General features: G+C 71.2%; 14 protein-coding genes and 1 pseudogene. 8 read left to right on the forward strand and 7 right to left on the reverse strand.

The window, feature by feature from the left end; all coding sequences use genetic code 11:
• Window positions 1-27: 27 nt before the first annotated feature.
• The 6 genes from QSK21_RS22640 to QSK21_RS22665 all read left to right on the forward strand — a co-directional run bounded on the left by QSK21_RS22640 (window position 28) and on the right by QSK21_RS22665 (window position 6,948).
• Window positions 28-1,167: a PP2C family protein-serine/threonine phosphatase gene (locus QSK21_RS22640; protein ID WP_285698691.1), complete on the forward strand. Its 1,140-nt coding sequence runs from the start codon at window positions 28-30 to the stop codon at window positions 1,165-1,167.
• Window positions 1,164-2,468, forward strand: coding sequence for a vWA domain-containing protein (locus QSK21_RS22645; RefSeq protein WP_285698692.1), 1,305 nt, complete (start codon window positions 1,164-1,166; stop codon window positions 2,466-2,468). Before QSK21_RS22640 ends, QSK21_RS22645 begins: the two co-directional genes overlap by 4 nt.
• A gap of 2 nt (window positions 2,469-2,470) precedes the next feature.
• On the forward strand, window positions 2,471-3,187 hold the full coding sequence (locus QSK21_RS22650) for an FHA domain-containing protein (protein ID WP_285698693.1): 717 nt from the start codon (window positions 2,471-2,473) through the stop codon (window positions 3,185-3,187).
• A 139-nt stretch (window positions 3,188-3,326) separates the two neighbouring features.
• Complete coding sequence (locus tag QSK21_RS22655) at window positions 3,327-4,754, forward strand: GlnX family signal transduction membrane protein (RefSeq protein WP_285698694.1); 1,428 nt, start codon at window positions 3,327-3,329, stop codon at window positions 4,752-4,754.
• Window positions 4,751-5,596 carry a glutamate ABC transporter substrate-binding protein gene (locus QSK21_RS22660; RefSeq protein ID WP_285698695.1) on the forward strand — a complete coding sequence of 282 codons (846 nt, stop codon included), beginning with the start codon at window positions 4,751-4,753 and terminating at the stop codon, window positions 5,594-5,596. Before QSK21_RS22655 ends, QSK21_RS22660 begins: the two co-directional genes overlap by 4 nt.
• Window positions 5,597-5,733: 137 nt before the next feature.
• Window positions 5,734-6,948, forward strand: a complete 1,215-nt coding sequence (locus QSK21_RS22665; protein ID WP_285698696.1) for a hypothetical protein — start codon at window positions 5,734-5,736, stop codon at window positions 6,946-6,948.
• Here QSK21_RS22665 and QSK21_RS22670 read toward each other — a convergent pair.
• On the reverse strand, window positions 6,909-7,475 hold the full coding sequence (locus QSK21_RS22670) for a hypothetical protein (protein WP_285698698.1): 567 nt from the start codon (window positions 7,473-7,475) through the stop codon (window positions 6,909-6,911). The two genes, QSK21_RS22665 and QSK21_RS22670, sit on opposite strands and share 40 nt — an antisense overlap.
• A 366-nt stretch (window positions 7,476-7,841) precedes the next feature.
• On the opposite strand from QSK21_RS22670, the gene QSK21_RS22675 reads away from it, so the two are divergent.
• A complete protein-coding gene (locus QSK21_RS22675) occupies window positions 7,842-8,354 on the forward strand; it encodes a PH domain-containing protein (RefSeq protein ID WP_285698881.1) in 513 nt (170 codons plus the stop codon).
• Between the two features lie 941 nt (window positions 8,355-9,295).
• On the opposite strand, the gene QSK21_RS22680 is transcribed toward QSK21_RS22675, so the two are convergent.
• The gene (locus tag QSK21_RS22680; protein ID WP_285698699.1) at window positions 9,296-10,390 is read right to left on the reverse strand and encodes an XRE family transcriptional regulator; all 1,095 of its coding nucleotides are present in this window, start codon (window positions 10,388-10,390) and stop codon (window positions 9,296-9,298) included.
• Window positions 10,387-11,079, reverse strand: a complete 693-nt coding sequence (locus QSK21_RS22685; RefSeq protein ID WP_285698700.1) for a hypothetical protein — start codon at window positions 11,077-11,079, stop codon at window positions 10,387-10,389. Before QSK21_RS22685 ends, QSK21_RS22680 begins: the two co-directional genes overlap by 4 nt.
• Before the next feature lie 98 nt (window positions 11,080-11,177).
• On the opposite strand from QSK21_RS22685, the pseudogene QSK21_RS22690 reads away from it, so the two are divergent.
• Window positions 11,178-11,762, forward strand: a pseudogene (locus tag QSK21_RS22690) (DUF6461 domain-containing protein).
• 12 nt (window positions 11,763-11,774) lie between these two features.
• Here the strand turns inward: QSK21_RS22690 and QSK21_RS22695 are convergent.
• The 4 genes from QSK21_RS22695 to QSK21_RS22710 are packed head-to-tail and all read right to left on the reverse strand — an operon-like array spanning window position 11,775 to window position 16,070.
• A complete protein-coding gene (locus tag QSK21_RS22695; RefSeq protein WP_285698701.1) occupies window positions 11,775-12,605 on the reverse strand; it encodes an ABC transporter permease in 831 nt (276 codons plus the stop codon).
• Entirely contained in the window at window positions 12,602-13,558 is a 957-nt protein-coding gene (locus QSK21_RS22700) for an ABC transporter permease (protein WP_285698702.1), read from the reverse strand. Before QSK21_RS22700 ends, QSK21_RS22695 begins: the two co-directional genes overlap by 4 nt.
• A complete protein-coding gene (locus tag QSK21_RS22705) occupies window positions 13,558-14,829 on the reverse strand; it encodes a polyamine ABC transporter substrate-binding protein (RefSeq protein WP_285698703.1) in 1,272 nt (423 codons plus the stop codon). Before QSK21_RS22705 ends, QSK21_RS22700 begins: the two co-directional genes overlap by 1 nt.
• Window positions 14,826-16,070, reverse strand: a complete 1,245-nt coding sequence (locus QSK21_RS22710; protein WP_285698704.1) for an ABC transporter ATP-binding protein — start codon at window positions 16,068-16,070, stop codon at window positions 14,826-14,828. Before QSK21_RS22710 ends, QSK21_RS22705 begins: the two co-directional genes overlap by 4 nt.
• Window positions 16,071-16,079 lie beyond the last annotated feature (9 nt).

The raw sequence follows: 16,079 nt of genomic DNA on the forward strand, positions 1-16,079 counted from the left end.
CGGGACGGCGTCGTGACGGGAGAGCACATGGCCGAAGCGGCGAAGACCGCCGAACTGACCTGCCCCTCCTGCGGCGAGGTGGTGTACCCCGGCGAGGGCTTCTGCGAGGCGTGCGGGCACCGGCTCAGCGAGGACGCCGAGGCCGCGCCGGGAACGGACGCCGCCGCGTCCCCCGAGGGCCGCTGTGTCGGCTGCGGCACCGGCACGATCGACGACGAGGGCTACTGCGAGCAGTGCGGGCTGCGCCAGCCGGCCGAGCGCGACCACGTCGAGGTCGAGCTCGCGGACGGGACCGCGGCGGGGGCCAGCGACCGCGGCAGGCGTTACAGCCACAACGAGGACGCCCTCGCGCTCGTCCGCCATCCCGGCGGGATCGCGGCCGTGGTGTCGGACGGCGTGGGCTCCTCGCCGCACCCCGAGGTGGCGTCCCGTACCGCCGCGGACACCGGCGTCGAGGAGCTGGTCGCCCAGTTGGCGTCGGGCGCCGACCCGGAGGCGGCGACGCACGCGGCGGTGATGCGCGCCGCCGAGGCCGTCGCCGCGCTGGCCGAATCCGAGAGTTCGGCCCCGTCCTGCACGTTCGTCTCCGCGCTGACCGTGCCGGGCTCGGTCACGATCGGCTGGGTCGGCGACAGCCGCGCCTACTGGCTGCCGTCCGTCCCCTCGCCCGAGCCGGTCGAGCCGCCCAAGCCGCCCGAGCCTGCCGGGGACCCGGCGGACACCCTCGACATGGGCCTGGCCGCCAGGCCGTCACTGGACGGCACGCCCCGCGTCCTCACGACGGACGACTCCTGGGCGGCGTTCATGGTCGCCGAGGGCGCGCTCACCGAGGCCGAGGCGGAGGCGCACCCCAACGCGCACGTCATCACCGGCTGGCTGGGCGCCGACGCCGAAGAGGTCCGGCCGCACGTCAGCACCTTCACCCACGATCAGACCGTGCCCGGCACGCTGCTGGTGTGCAGCGACGGGCTGTGGAACTACCTGCCCGGCGCGGACGACCTCGCCGCCGTCCTCGACGGGACGGGGGCCGGTCCGCTGGCCGCCGCGCGCGCCCTGGTCCGGCGCGCCCTGGACGCCAGCGGCCGCGACAACATCACCGTCGCGGTGATCCCGCTGCCCCCGGCCTCCCCTCCCACGTCCGACCCCACGATGGAGCATCAGCGTTGAGCGAGCAGCCCCAGTTCAGCATCAAGGTCGACCAGAACAAGTTCCTGCCCGAGGGCGGCCGCGAGGTGCACGCCATCGTGTCCGTGGAGTCGGCGGGCGGCGCCCCGGCCGCCGCGCCGCCGGCCGCCGCCGAAGTGATCATCATCGACCACTCGGGGTCGATGACCTATCCCGAGACCAAGATGCGCTCGGCGATCGCCGCCGCGCAGACCGCCATCGACACCATCCGCGACGGCGTGTACTTCGCGGTGGTCGCCGGGTCCAACTCCGCCTCCATGGTCTATCCGAGCCAGACGGTCCTGAAGCGGGCCGACGCCGAGACGCGGCGCGAGGCCAAGGCGGCGGTCGGCCGGCTCCGGGCGTACGGCGGCACCGCCATCGGATCCTGGCTGCGGCTGGCCAACGAGTTGTTCGAGCAGCTCGAGGGAGGCGTCCGGCACGCGATCCTGCTGACCGACGGCAAGAACCAGCACGAGACCGCCGAGGAACTGGACGCGGCGCTGTCCCGCTGCACGGGGCGGTTCGTCTGCGACTGCCGCGGCGTGGGAACCGACTGGGAGGTCGCCGAACTGCGCAAGATCGCCTCCGCGCTGCTGGGCAGCGTGGACATCGTGGCCGACCCGCAGGACCTGGTCGCCGACTTCCAGGCGATGACCGAGGCCGCCATGGGCAAGAACGTCGCGGACGTGGCGCTGCGCGTGTGGACGCCGCAGACCGCCAAGCTGAGGTTCGTCAAGCAGGTGCTGCCGTCCGTCGAGGACCTCACCGGCAAGCGCACCGAGTCGGGGCCGCAGTCGGGCGACTATCCGCTCGGGGCGTGGGGCGCGGAGAGCCGCGACTACCACATCTGCGTCGAGGTGCCCCCCGGCGAGGTGGGCAAGGAGCTGCGCGCCGCCTGGGTGAAGCTGGTCGTGCCCGGCCCCGCGGGCACGGAGCCGCAGGTGCTCGCCACCGGGAACGTGCTGGCCCAGTGGACCGACGACGAGGCGCAGTCCACCAGGATCAACCCGCGGGTGGCGCACTACACCGGCCAGGCGGAGCTGGCCGAGGTCATCCAGGAGGGGCTCCAGGCCCGCAAGGACGGCGACCTCGACACCGCCACCGCCCGGCTCGGCCGCGCGGTGCAGCTCGCCGAGGAGGCCGGCAACGACGCGATCACCACCATGCTGCGCAAGGTCGTGGACGTGGTCGATCCGGCCACCGGGACCGTCCGGCTGAAGAAGAAGGTCGACAAGGCCGACGAGATGCAGCTGGAGACCCGGTCCACCAAGACGGTCCGTACCCGCAAGGGCGAGGGCTGAGCATGGCGACCTGCCCCGCTGGCCACACGTCCGCCGCCTCGGACTACTGCGACGTCTGCGGCGAGCGGATCGGCGCCCCATCGGTTCCGCCCCCCACGGCGACCGTCGAGATCTCGGCGGTGTCCAGCGAGGTCCCCTGCCCTGACTGCGGCACCCCGAAGACGGACCGGTTCTGCGAGGAGTGCGGGTACGACTTCGCGCTCGGCGGAGGCAAGCCCACGCCGGCGCCTCCCTCCGAGCCGCCTCCCGCACCCGTACCGGAGGCGCCCCCCGCACCTGAGGGGGCACCGCCCCGGCCCGCGCCCGGCCCCGGGGAGTGGGTGGCGGTCATCACCGCCGACCGCGACTACTACGAGGCGGTCGTCGCCGAGCTGGAACCGGACGCGGGGGTGATCGCGTTTCCGCCGTACTGCCCGGAACGCCGCGTCCCGCTCCACGGCGAGCAGGTCCGCATCGGACGGGGCAGCGTCACCAAGGGCATCGCCCCGGAGATCGACCTGCGCGTCGCGCCCGAGGACCCCGGGGTCTCGCACATGCACGCCGTGCTGCTGGCCCGTCCCGGCGGGACGTGGGCGCTGGTCGACCCGGGATCCCGCAACGGAACCTGCCTCAACGGCTCGACCACGACCATCCCGGTCAACACCGAGGTGCCGGTCGGCGACGGCGACCGCATCCACGTCGGTGTCTGGACCACGATCACTTTGAGGAAGGCATCATGACCGACGGGAGCGAGGGCTCGTCCTCTCGGGAGGGTAAGGCGTCATGACGGCCGTACAGCCGGCCCCGGCCGCCCAACCCGTGTCCCCTCGGCCCGGATCGTCGGCGCCCGTACGTCCAGGAGGGTCCCACGGGCGGAGCGTGCGGCGGCCCTCTCCCTCGCCGTCCGAGCGCCGCAGGCGCACACCGCTGCCGCGGACGGTCGCGGGGCGGGTGCGCGCGCTGACCGGCGCCGTGGTGGTGGCGCTCGCCGCGCTCATCGCCGTGACGGCCGTGACGGTCGGCAACGCCCGCGACGGCGTACGGGTCATCGGGCACGACGCGGGACCGCAGGTCGTGGCCACCGGCAACCTGTACTTCCACCTCACCCAGATGGACGCGCAGCTCGCCAACGCGCTGCTCATCGGGAACACCGCGGACCTGGGGATGCGGCGCTCGGACGCGCTGGCCCGCTTCGACCAGAGCCGGCTGGCCGCGGGCGACGCGCTGCTGCGCGCGGCGAAGCTGGCCGACGAGCCCACCGAGGAACGCACCGCACGCGAGTCTTTGAACGCGCTGGCCCGGTACGAACGGCTGGCCGGGCAGGCGCTGCTGCTCGACGAGCGCGCCGCGCACCGGGCGGGACCGCCGCCGGGGGACGTCATCGGGATCTACCGGCAGGCCACCGACCTGATGAAGCTGGACCTGCTGCCCAAGGCGTACAACCTGACGCTCGACAACGGCACGCTGGTGCGCACGACGTACGAGTCCGAGCGGCGGGCCGTGCTGGCCGGCCAGTTCTGGGTGATCGTCCTGGGGTTCGTGGCGCTGGGACTGCTGGTCCTGTTGCAACTGTTCCTGTACCGGCGGTTCCGCCGGATGCTGAACCCGGCGCTGGCCGGCGTGACCGCCGCCACGGTGATCCTGCTGGTGGCCAGCTCGGCGATGCTGGTGGGCCAGCTCGGCCACCTGCGCACCGCCAAGGCGGACGGGTTCGACTCGATCCTGGCGCTGTCGAGGGCGCGCGCCATCAGCACCAGCGCCAACGCCGACCAGACCCGGTACCTGCTCGACCCGGGCCGCGCCGACACCTACGAGCAGGTCTACCTGAGCAAGTCGCAGTCGGTGCTGTACCGGTCCGAAGGCAGCAACGTCGACCGCTACAACACGGCCATCCAGCGGGACCTGGCCGACGGCGAGATCGTCAGGACCCGCTTCCTCGGCTTCCTCGGCCGCGAGGCCGAGCACAACATGCTGCCCGGGCACCTGAACGCCTTCGATGACGTGCTGGAGACGTACCGCATGTTCCAGCAGAGCGACTCGCGGGTGCGGCAGTTGGCGCGGGCCGGGCAGCGGGACGCCGCCATCGAGGCGCGCCTGGGCGGCGGCCAGTCCTCCGACCGTGTCTTCGCCCAGTACGACGCGGCCATGCAACGGCTGATCGCCATCCACGGCAGGGCGTTCGACGACGCGGTCAAGAAGGGCGACGACGGGACGAGGGGATGGGACGTGGGCCTGCCCATCGCGGGCCTGGTCCTGATCGGGCTCGTCCTGGCGGGCGTCCGTCCCCGGCTGGCGGAGTACCGGTGAGGGGCGTCGCGACACGCGTGGGCCTGGCCGTCGCCGGCGCGGCCACCGTGCTGGCGACGGCGGGCTGCGGGACGGTCTCCGGGAGAAACTCCGTCGCCGACGCCAAGTCGCTGGTCATCGGGGTGAACGGGGACCAGCCCGGCCTCTCCTCCCGCACGGCCGACGGGACGTACGAGGGCTTCGACATCGACGTGGCACGGTACATCGCCGGTCGGCTCGGCGCCACGGTCACCTTCAGGCCCGTCACGTCCGCCACCCGCGAATCCATGATCCAGACCGGTGCGGTCGACCTGGTGGTGGCGAGCTACTCCATCACCCAGGACCGCAAGACCAAGGTGGCCTTCGCCGGCTCGTACTACGTCGCCCACCAGGACATCCTCGTCCGCGCGACCGACGCGCCCGCCATCCGGGACGTGCACGACCTCGCCGGACGGCGGCTGTGCCGGGTGCCGGGCTCGGTCTCCTTCCCCCGCGTCCGGGAGGAGCGGGGCGTGGACGTGCGGGCACAGGACGCGCCCGGCTACACCGGCTGCCTGGAGCAACTGCTCGGCGGGCGGCTGGACGCCGTCTCCACCGACGACCTGATCCTGGCGGGGCTGGCGGCCACGTCCGGCGCCGCGGGCGGCACCGGCAAACGGCTGCGGATCGTGAACGCGCCGTTCTCCGACGAGCCGTACGGGATCGGCATCGCGCGCGGCGACCTCGACGGGTGCACCGCGGTGAACCAGGCGATCACGCGGATGTACCAGGACGGGACCGCGGAACGGCTGCTGAGGAAGTGGTTCACCCCCGTCGGGCTGAAGGTGACCACGACCGTGCCGCAGTTCGAGGGCTGCGACTGACGTCACGTCCCAGGGCCCCGCGGTCAGTGAGATCAGTCGGTTACGTAAGTGTCGGTATGCGCACCTGATCGTAAGTTATGGTCGCGATCAAAACCCCATCCGTTAATGTCAATCATGGGCCGGCTGCGAGGAGTTCCATGACGACGGTCATCCTGGTCGTGATGTGCCTCGTGGTCGGAGCGCTCGAACTGTACGCGGGCAAGCAGAGCAAGGACCAGGCCCGCGCGTTCGTCCGCCGCATCGACGAGCTGAACGACCAGGTGAGCAAGCAGAACAACGTGCTCGTCACGGTGGGCGAGCAGCTCACCGCCGAGCTGTCGAAGGTCAAGCGGGACACGCTGCCGCGGCTGGACGAGCGGCTGCGCTCCCAGTCCGTCCAGGTCGAGGAGCTGGCCACGCTCGTCCACCAGGCCGACGAGTACCTGCGGGCGCAGGCCGGGCGGCTGCACGACCTGGAGAAGCAGCGCATCACCCTGGCCGCGCTGCGCCGCAAGCTGGCCGAGATGGAGACGTCGGTGCGCTCGTTCACTCGGGCGGGCGCCGCCGCGGTGGAGAGCAAGGTCGACACCGCCCTCGACCGGCTGACCGACCTGGAACGCAGCGGCAACGAGATCCTGGAGCTCCAGCGCACCCTCACCAGGACGCTGGAGGAGGTCGAGGACGTCGTCGCCGAACTGCTGCGGTTCACCGAGGGCGAGCTGGACGAGTCGGTGACCGCGGCGCTCACCGGGCGTCCCCGCGACCCCGCCGCGGGCGACGGCGCCGCGGTCCGCGCCACCGGCCGGTTGTGGACGCGTGACACGCAACTGGAGGACATCCTCGTCGAGATGTACGAGCGGTGCGTGCGCTCGTCCGGGCTCAGCGTCCGGTTCCGCGTCTCCGACGGCGACGGCGGCGCCCTCCCGGGCACCCCCGCGCAGCGCCGCTACTTCCTCGCCGGGCAGAACGCCGAGGACCTCGTCGGAAGCTTCACCGCCCTGCTGATCTCGACGGGCGCCGACCTGCCGGGTAACGGCACGCCGCCTCCGGGATCCATCGCCAGGACACGGCCGGGCCAGGGCGCCGCGGGACTGCCGCCGGGGGTCGAACCATCCCGCCAGCCCGAGGACGAGGCGGCGCTCAAGTCGCTGCTGCGGACACTGCACGAAAGCCATGGCGCGATCGCGCAGATCGGCCCGCTCATGGCGGTGCGCACCCGGGACGAACTGCTGTGCGCGGTGCTCTCCCCGGCGCAGTCACTGGAAATGGAGAGCGACGAGGTCTTCTGGGACCCCTCGGCCGCCACCGTCCGGCTACGGCGGCTGCCGTCGCATCAGCTCTGGGACCTCACCACCTGGGCCGCCACACCATAGGCCCGTACCGTCCGCTGCGACGGCGGGCCGATCCGCACGAACACCGGGCACCGCACCGCCTGGCTCTCCGGGTCGGCCTCCGCGCACAACCCGACCCCCGCCGCGCGGTCGAGGAAGACCACGTTCTGCACGGCCCGTGCGGCGCGCACCGCGTACGGCACCGAATCCGGGTCGCCGGGTTCGACCAGTTCCTCGAACGTCAGCATGCGCGCGTAACGGAACAGCTCGGCCGCGTCCACGACCCGGGTCCCGATCGCGGCGGCCGGGCCCGCGATGACGATGCCGAAGCTGCGGTCCTCCCGCCCACGCACGTAGATCTCGCGATCCGGTTCCAGCCCGCGCCGCCGATCCCGCAGATGCAACCCGAACCCCGCGTCCCCGTTCAAGAACGCGGGCGGCCCGAACCCGTACGAGCTCTGCGTGGACGGCGACTCGGGCAGGCGTAACGCACCCGCGGGATGCCTCCAGCCGGGCAAGTACACGCCGAGACCGCGCAGGAGCAACCGCCATACGGGGCGCCCGGTCACATCCGGAGCGAACTCCCCTGCGGCACCCCGCGCCCGCTCATCCGCAGGCTCGGCGGGCGCACCGTCCCCAGGGGGAACGGCCGGGGGCCGAGGGCGGGAGACCAGAAGCTTGTCCTCCGGAGGGCCGGGACGCGGACGCTCATGCGTGCCGTCAGGGCGGTCCTGTCGCGGCGGCCCCGCCCCCCACGGCTTCCCCGAAGGGCCGTCGCTCATGCCCTCGCTTCGCTCGGCCATGCCAACATCCTGTGCGGCCGTACCCGCACGCACAAGTGACCCGACCGTCCTCACCCCGGCGACGCTGCGCGGCGGGTACGGCGTCGGCTACCGTTGACCTCGACGGATCATGATGGGGATGCCGCCGTGAACATGCAGGACCTGATGGTCTACCGCGACTCCGGTTCGCGGACGGTCGACAAGTACCTGATGTCCCACGAGGGACGCGTCATCGCCGTACGCAGACACCCCGCGGTCCTGCTACCACCCCTCCTGGCCGTCGTAGGCGGCCTCGTCCTGTGCGGCTTCGTCGCCACCTTGGGCAACCTCATGTGGATCTGGTGGCTCTGGCTCGTCACCATCGGCTACCTCGTCTGGAAGGTCATCGCCTGGTCGGTCGAGTTCTTCCTCGTCACCGAACACCGGGTCATGGTCATCAGCGGCGTGCTCAACCGCAACGTCGCGATGATGCCACTGTCCAAGGTCACCGACATCGCACTGGAACGGTCACTCGGCGGACGCCTGCTCGGATACGGCGAATTCGTCATGGAATCCGCCGGCCAGAAACAGGCCCTCCGCAACGTCGGCTTCATGCCCTACCCCGAACAGCTCTACCTGGAAGTCTCCGGAGTGATCTTCGGCGCCGAAGAAGAATCGCCGGATTGATTGGCAAGCACGAGCTGCGCTGTGCTTATTGCAAGCACGAGCTGCGCTCGTCGCTGGCGCTCCTCGCTTGTCGTGCTTGCGGCGATCGCTGCATCGCTCCGACTCGCCTAGAGGCTCGCTACGCGATCAGGTTTCTCGCAAGCTCGAAACCTGCCTTCGGACGCGATCGCAACGCCTGGGCGACCGTTCGGGGCTGGGGTGATGGGCTGAGGTAGTTGCGAGAAGTGTTTATCGCATCTGCGAGCTGCGCTCCTCCTTATGGCAGGTGCGAGCTGCGCTCCTCGCCTGGCGGCTCGTCGCTTGTCGCACCTGCGCGCGATCGCTGCATCGCTCCGACTCGCCTAGAGGCTCGCTACGCGATCAGGTTTCTCGCAAGCTCGAAACCTGCCTTCGGACGCGATCGCAACGCCCGGGCGACCGTTCGGGGCTGGGATGATGGGCTGAGGTAGTTTCAAGAAGTGTTTATCGCATCTGCAAGCTGCGCTCCTCCTTATGGCAGGTGCGAGCTGCGCTCCTCGCCTTGGCGGCTCGTCGCTTGTCGCACCTGCGCGCGATCGCTGCATCGCTCCGACTCGCCTAGAGGCTCGCTACGCGATCAGGTTTCTCGCAAGCTCGAAACCTGCCTTCGGACGCGATCGCAACGCCCGGGCGACCGTTCGGAGCTGGGGTGACGGGCTGAGGTAGTTTCAAGAAGTGTTTATCGCATCTGCAAGCTGCGCTCCTCCTTATGGCAGGTGCGAGCTGCGCTCCTCGCCTTGGCGGCTCGTCGCTTGTCGTGCTTGCGGCGATCGCTGCATCGCTCCGACTCGCCCAGGGGCTCGCTACGCGATCAGGTTTCTCGCAAGCTCGAAACCTGCCTTCGGACGCGATCGCTGATCGCGGAGATCGGCGAGCGGGCCGAAGCCCACCGGCTGGACACCTGGTACTTGATTGCGATGTTCTCAGGTGTTCAGTGTGGGTCGGGAGCGGGGTGGGACTAGGAGGTCCAGGTCGGCTCGGGTTACTCGGGCGCGTTCGGCCAGGGCGTCGCGGTCGGTTCCGGAGGCGGCGGTCAGTTCCACCGCGCGGGTGAGCATCGTGGGGGCTTCGAGCGGCTTGGGCGGGCCCGGCTCCTGGCGGCGCCAGCCGCGTGCCGCCATGGTGCTCATCGCGTTCCGGTACGTGACCTCCTTCATGATGCCGAGCGTCCGGGCGCGGTAGAGAAGCGCGGCCATGCTGACCCCCCACGTAGCCTTGAGCACGGCCAGCCGGGACCAGTCGGCGGTGCGGGGCAGCTCCGGGGCGATGGCGTCCTCCGGCATCAGGAACTCGGCGGCGAACCGGTGCGCCTGGTCCTCGATGACCTTGCTGCCGGGCTCGGCGTCGGCATGCATCACGAGGTGGCCCAGCTCGTGCGCGCCGTCGAACCGGTTGCGCCAGTAGTCGCCCTTGGCCGGGTTGAACAGCACCATGGGGCGTGGGTGCGCGCCGATGCTGAACGCGTCCACCCGTTCGGTGGACGGCGGCAGGATCAGCACGATCACACCGTTGCGCTCCAGCAACCGCACCATGTGCGGGACGGGGGCGCCGCCACCGCCGAGCAGCGCCTCCCGTGCGAGCCGGGCCGCCTCGACCGGGCCGCGCCCGGCGATCTCGTCGGGGGGAACGGGACGTTCGGGCAGCTCGGCCGCCGGGAACTCCACGAGGTCCTCCAGGGCCCCGACGATGTCGGCGGCGATCCTGCCGTACGCGAGCGCCTGGTCGCGTTCGATCTGCGTGGTCGAGCGCAGCGACCGGAAATGCGCGTGCGCCGAGTCGAGCGTGACCGGGCTCCGGCCGGCATGGAAGAACTCCACGGGGACGCCCAGCGCGATCGCCAGCCGCGACAGCGTCTTCTCCGACGGGCGGTGCACCCCCGCCTCGTACTGGCCGATCGCGGTGGGTGTCGTCCCGACCGCCTGGGCGAGCTGGTTCTTGCGGAGGCCGCGCAGGCGGCGGGCGAGCGTCAGCCGTTCGCAGTCGAACAGCAGACGCGCCTCCGTGACGCGGTCGCTCACGACGCCGTGCCACCGGCGGCGCGGCGGGTGTCGCGGAGCCGCATGGGGACGTCCTCGCCGTCGAGCGGGCCGGGCTCGTCGTCCGTCCAGAGCGGGATGGTCCGCTCGGCGGGCCTGCGGCGGGGGTCGGGGCCGAGTGCGTCGCCGCTCAGCTCCAGCAGCCAGTGCCACGGATCGCCGCCGTCGGCGTTCAGCCGGGGACGCCCCAGGAACAGCTCCAGCTCCAGCGGCTCCTCGCTGGCGCTGTGGGCGAGGACCAGCGTCACCGGCTCGGCGGCATCGTGGCCGATCCGCGTCCCCGAGTCGAGCACCAGGTCGAGCGCGAGCTGCGCCTCGCCGGCGAAGCCCTGCCGCGCCACCATCTGCTTGGTGGGGCTGTCGCGGTCCCACCGGATGGCGCGGACGGCGCCGAACTCGTGCCGTTTGAGCAGGACGCGGTACCGCCCGCGCCGCCATCCCGGGGACCCGTTCAGGTCGTCGCGCGTCACCGCCGGATCGTCCCGGAACACCCGGTCGACCTGGCTGGCCAGCACGTCGTAGGCGGTGAACCCGAACGAGCGGTCCGTGAACCCGGCGGCGCGGCTCAGCCCGCCGAACACGGCCAGGGTCGCCTCAAGATGGGCCTCGCGCAGCCCGTGCAGGAACCCCGCGGCGTGCAACTCGTCCCAGGCGTCCCGATCCTCACTCACGCACGAGACTATAGATGCCATCAGTGACTCCCGCGCGAGAATGAAGTCCGTGTCGCGCGGGAGTCCCGATTGTCGGTGACATCTGGCAGCATCCCGTCATGGTCGCGACCGCTGCCGATTACGCCTGGTTCGAGCGGAGTTTCCCCAAGCTGGCCGAAGCGTACTGCCTGACGCTGGTCAGCGGGCTGAGCCCGCCGTAGGTGCTGGCGCGGCTGGGTGCCCGCACCAACGGCCCGCATGTCACCGGGATCGGAGGGCTGTCCGCGCTCGACCTCGACACCGCCGACGAGCAGTTGATCGCCGTCACGATCGTGGACGGGGCGTGGGCGCTGGCCGTGGAGGCGGGCGGGCGTGTCGGCGTGACCGAGGAGGCGGTCGTCGCGCTGTCGGCGGGCACCCGGCTGGTGGCGCACCAGCGGGGCGCCGGGGGTTCCGGACGGTTCTCCTGGGCGGAGGACGGGGACGTACGCGCCTCGTTCGACCCGAACGTCCCGTCCCGCCGCGAGGGCAGCACGCCGGACGAGCCGCTGGAGGCGATGCGGGCCGCCGGGTTCGACCTCGACGGCGACGAGCGGCGCTTCCACGCGGCGTTCGCGCTGGCCGAGAACCTCACGGGCGTCCGGGTCACGTCCGAGATCCTGGAGACGTCGTCGTTCCACTGCGGGCTGGCGCCGCTGCCCTGACCGCCGTCCCCGTCAGGGCTCGCCGGCGGTGTCCGGCCGCGAGGCGCGCGCGGCGGTGCCGGAGGCGCGGCGGGCGACGACGACGGCGATCAGCACCCCCACCGCGAAGATCAGCGTGCCCATCACGTTGACCTGCGGCGGCGTGCCCGTCCTGGTGGAGCCGTAGATCCACAGCGGGAACGTCACCGTGGCGCCGCTGGTGAAGTTGGTGATGACGAAGTCGTCGATGGACAGCACGAACGCCAGCAGCGCGCCCGCGACCACCCCCGGCATGATCATCGGCAGGGTGACCAGCCGGAACCGGGTCCACGGCCCGGCCCCGAGGTCCTGCGCGGCCTCTTCGACGGCGGGGTCGAGCACGCTCACCCGCGCCCGCACGGTGACGGCGACGAAGGCGATCGAGAACATCACGTGCGCGGCCAGGATGGTGCCGTACCCGCGCGGCAGGTTGAACGTCACGAACATCGACAGCAGCGCCGCGCCCATCACGATCTCCGGGCAGGAGATCGCCATGAACAGCACCAGCGTGGTCGCGCCCCGGCCGCGGAAGGCGAACCGGCCGAGCGCCAGCCCCGCCAGCGTCCCGAGCACGGTCGTGATCAGGGTGCTGAGCAGGGCGATCGTCAGCGAGTTGACCAGCGCGGTGGTGAGGTCGGCGCGGGCGAACAGGTCCGCGTACCAGCGGAGCGTGAAGCCCTCCCACCGGAAGTTCTGCTTGCTGTGGGTGTCGTTGAACCCGAACAGGATCATGACCGCGATCGGCAGCACCAGCCAGCCGACCAGCAGGTAGGTGTAGATCCGCAGGCCCTGTCCCCGCAGGCGAAGCCTCGTCCTCGTCGTCATCGCCGGGCCGCCTCCAGGACGTCCTGGGTGCCCAGGGCCCGCGCGTACGCGAAGATCCCCAGCAGCAGGATCGCCATGAGCGTGAACGACAGCGCGGAGGCCATCGGGTAGGCGCTGTTGTCGAAGTACTCCGCCTGAATGACGTTCCCGATCATGGTGTTGCGGGGGCCGCCCAGCACCTCGGCGTTGACATAGTCCGAGGCCACCGGGACGAACGTCATGATCACACCGGCGAAGACGCCGGGCAGCGACAGCGGCAGGATCACCCGCAGGAAGGTCTGCGCGCGGGACGCGTACAGGTCGTAGGCGGCCTCCACCACGCGCGGGTCGATCCGCTCCAGCGCCACGTAGATCGGCAGCGCCATGAACGGCAGGAAGTTGTAGGCGAGCCCGGTCACCACGGCCACGCCCGTGTCGAGCACGTGGAAGCCGTCCGGCAGCAGCCCCCAGCCCCGCAACGGCCCCAGGATCGGCCCGTTGTCGGTCAGCACCAGCTTCCACGCCACCGTGCGCAGGATGAACGAGACGAAGTACGGCAGGACCAGCAGGAACAGGTAGGCGTTCTTGCGGTCCCCGGCGCGGAACGCGATCCAGTACGCGGCCGGGTACGACAGCGCGATGCACAGCAGCGTGGCCACCAGCCCGTACCAGAGGGAGCGCAGGAAATGGTCCTGGTACGTCGCGAGCCCGTCGGTGTAGTTCCTCCAGTGGAAGGTCTGCTGGAACCCGTCGATCAGGTTCCCTGTCTGCAACGACAGCGAGACCATGAGGACCAGCGGGATCGCGAAGAACGCCAGCAGCCACAGCCCGCCCGGCAGCAGCAGCGCGTACGGGGCGAGCCCGCCTCTGCGTCCGGCCTCGCCCTTGGGGGCGCGCCCTGACCGCCCGTGCCGTTCCGGCGGACCCTGCGGCGCCGCGCCCTCGCCCTCGGGACGTCCCGTCAGGACGGCCATCAGGAGCCCTTCGGGATGGGCTCGAAGATCTTCTGGTACTCGGTCTCCTCGGCCTGGGTGAGCTTGCGGTAGTTGCGCAGCCGCGCCAGGTCCGCCTGGGACGGGAACACCAGCGGGCTGGTGCTGAGCCGTTCCAGGTCGGCCTTCTCCTCACCCCTGGCCGCGCGGGCGTGCTCCTCGATGATCGGCTTGGTGGCCGGGACGGGGGTGATGTAGTTGATGTACTCCGTCAGCGTCGCGTTGTTCCGCGGGTCGTAGAGCCAGTCCATGAGGGTCAGCGCGTCGACCGGGTTGGCGGCGGTCTTGGGGATGCACAGGTTGTCGGTCCACAGCGTGCCGCCCTCCCTCGGCACCACGAACCTCACATTCGGGCCCGCCAGGCTGTAGACGTCCCCCGACCAGGCCATCGCCAGCCAGACGTCGCCCTTGCTGACCGCGTCCACGTAGTCCTGGTTGTAGTACTTGCGGACGATCCCGGCGTCGCGCTGCTCGCGCAGCTTGGCGCCGGCCCGCTGCCAGTCCGCCGGGGTGGACTTCTCCGGGTCGATCCCGAGCGCGAACATCGCGAAGTTGCCCAGCTCCTGCGAGTCGGCCATCATCCCGACCCGGCCCTTGTACTTGGGGTCGAAGAGCTGCGCGATGCTGGTGATCTCGTCCTTGACGAACTCGGTGTTGTACGCGATCCCGGTGATCCCCGAGACGTACGGGATCGTGAACGCGTTGCCGGGGTCGTACGACGGGTTCTTGAAGCCGGCCCCGGCGTTGGCCGCGAAGGTCTTCAGCCGCGAGTGGTCCAGCGGCGCGAGGTAACCGAGCTGCCGGCACTTCTCCAGCTGGATCCCGTTGGTCATGACCATCAGGTCGAAGCCGATGTCCTGCCCGGCCGCCAGCGGCGCCTGGATCCGCCCGAACCACTGCGCGTTCTCCTGGATGACCTCCTGGTAGGTCACCTTGATGCCGTTGGCCTTCTCGAACGCCTTGAGCGTGGCGCGGTCCTCCTCGATGTAGCCGGGCCAGTTCGCCCAGCGCAGGACGCCCTTTTTGGTCTTGCCCGCCCAGTACTTCTGGACGTCGTTCCGCGTCACGTTCTGCTTGCCGCCCTTGCCCTCGACCCCGCAGGCGGCCAGGGCGAGACCGGCCCCGGACGCGCCCATGAGACGCAGAACGTCACGGCGGCTGCGAACGGCGTGGGCGGAGGGGATCGCGGGGACGGCGGTGCGGATGCGGGGCTGGGTGAGGCCGCGCAGGAGCGAGGGGTCGATCGGGCTCACGTGAGTGCTCCTTGGGCTCCTGAAGTGGCTGCGATGGCGTAGGAGTGCCGCGGGTCCCAGGACAGCCAGACGGTGTCGCCCCGCGCGGCGACGTCGTCGGCCGAGGTGGCGTTCTGCGTGAAGACGACCATGTCGGACCCGGCGGCCGTGATCACGTTGTAGTTGGTCGAGGTGCCCAGGTAGACCACCTCGGAGACGGTGCCGCGGACGCCGCACAGTGCCTCGGCGGGCCGGTCCGGGCCGATGCCGATCTTCTCCGGCCGTACCGTCAGCTCCAGCCGGTCCCCCGCGGACACCGGCAGGCCGGGACGCAGCGGGACGAGCACGCGGCCGTCCGGGCCGTGCGCGATCACCGCCCGTCCCGAGGAGACCTCGGCGACCTCGCCGGCGAGCAGGTTGGACGTGCCGATGAACCCCGCCACGAACCGGGTCGCCGGATGCTCGTAGATCTCGCGTGGGGTGCCGAGCTGCTCGATCCGGCCGTCGTTCATGACCGCGATCCGGTCCGACATCGTCAGCGCCTCGCCCTGGTCGTGCGTGACGTACACGAACGTGACCCCGACCTCGCGCTGGATCCGCTTCAGCTCCACCTGCATGGCCTGCCGCAGCTTGAGGTCGAGCGCGCCGAGCGGCTCGTCCAGGAGGAGCGCCCGGGGCCGGTTCACCAGGGCGCGGGCCAGCGCCACCCGCTGCTGCTGGCCGCCCGACAGCTCCGCGGGCCGCCGCCGCTCCCGCCCCGCCAGGTCGACGATCTCCAGCATCGCGCCGACCCTCGACCGGATCTCGTCCTTCGGGACGCGCTTGCGGCGCAGCCCGAACGCCACGTTCTCGAAGACGTTCATGTGCGGGAACAGGGCGTAGGACTGGAACACCATGTTCACGTCCCGGCGGTTCGGCGGCACCCCGGTGACGTCGCGGCCGTGCAGCAGCACCCGCCCGGCGGTGGGCTCCTCGAACCCGGCGATCACCCGCATCGTGGTGGTCTTGCCGCAGCCGGACGGTCCGAGCAGCGAGAAGAACTCCCCCTGCGGGATCGCCAGGTCCAGGCCCCGGACCGCCACGACGGTCTCGCCGCGCGCGTGGAACTCCTTGACCACCCCGTCGAGCTCGATCGCCGGGGCGGCGCCGTCGTCCCGTCCCCTTGTCCCGGCGGTCCCCTCCTGACCGGCGGGCTCGTCGTGCCCGTCGACGGGGGGCCGGACGGGCGTGGACGCCGTCGCGTGGTGATCGGTCTCGGCCATGGTGGGTCC

The sequence above is a fragment of the Actinomadura sp. NBRC 104412 genome (assembly GCF_030269515.1).
GTDB lineage: Bacteria > Actinomycetota > Actinomycetes > Streptosporangiales > Streptosporangiaceae > Spirillospora.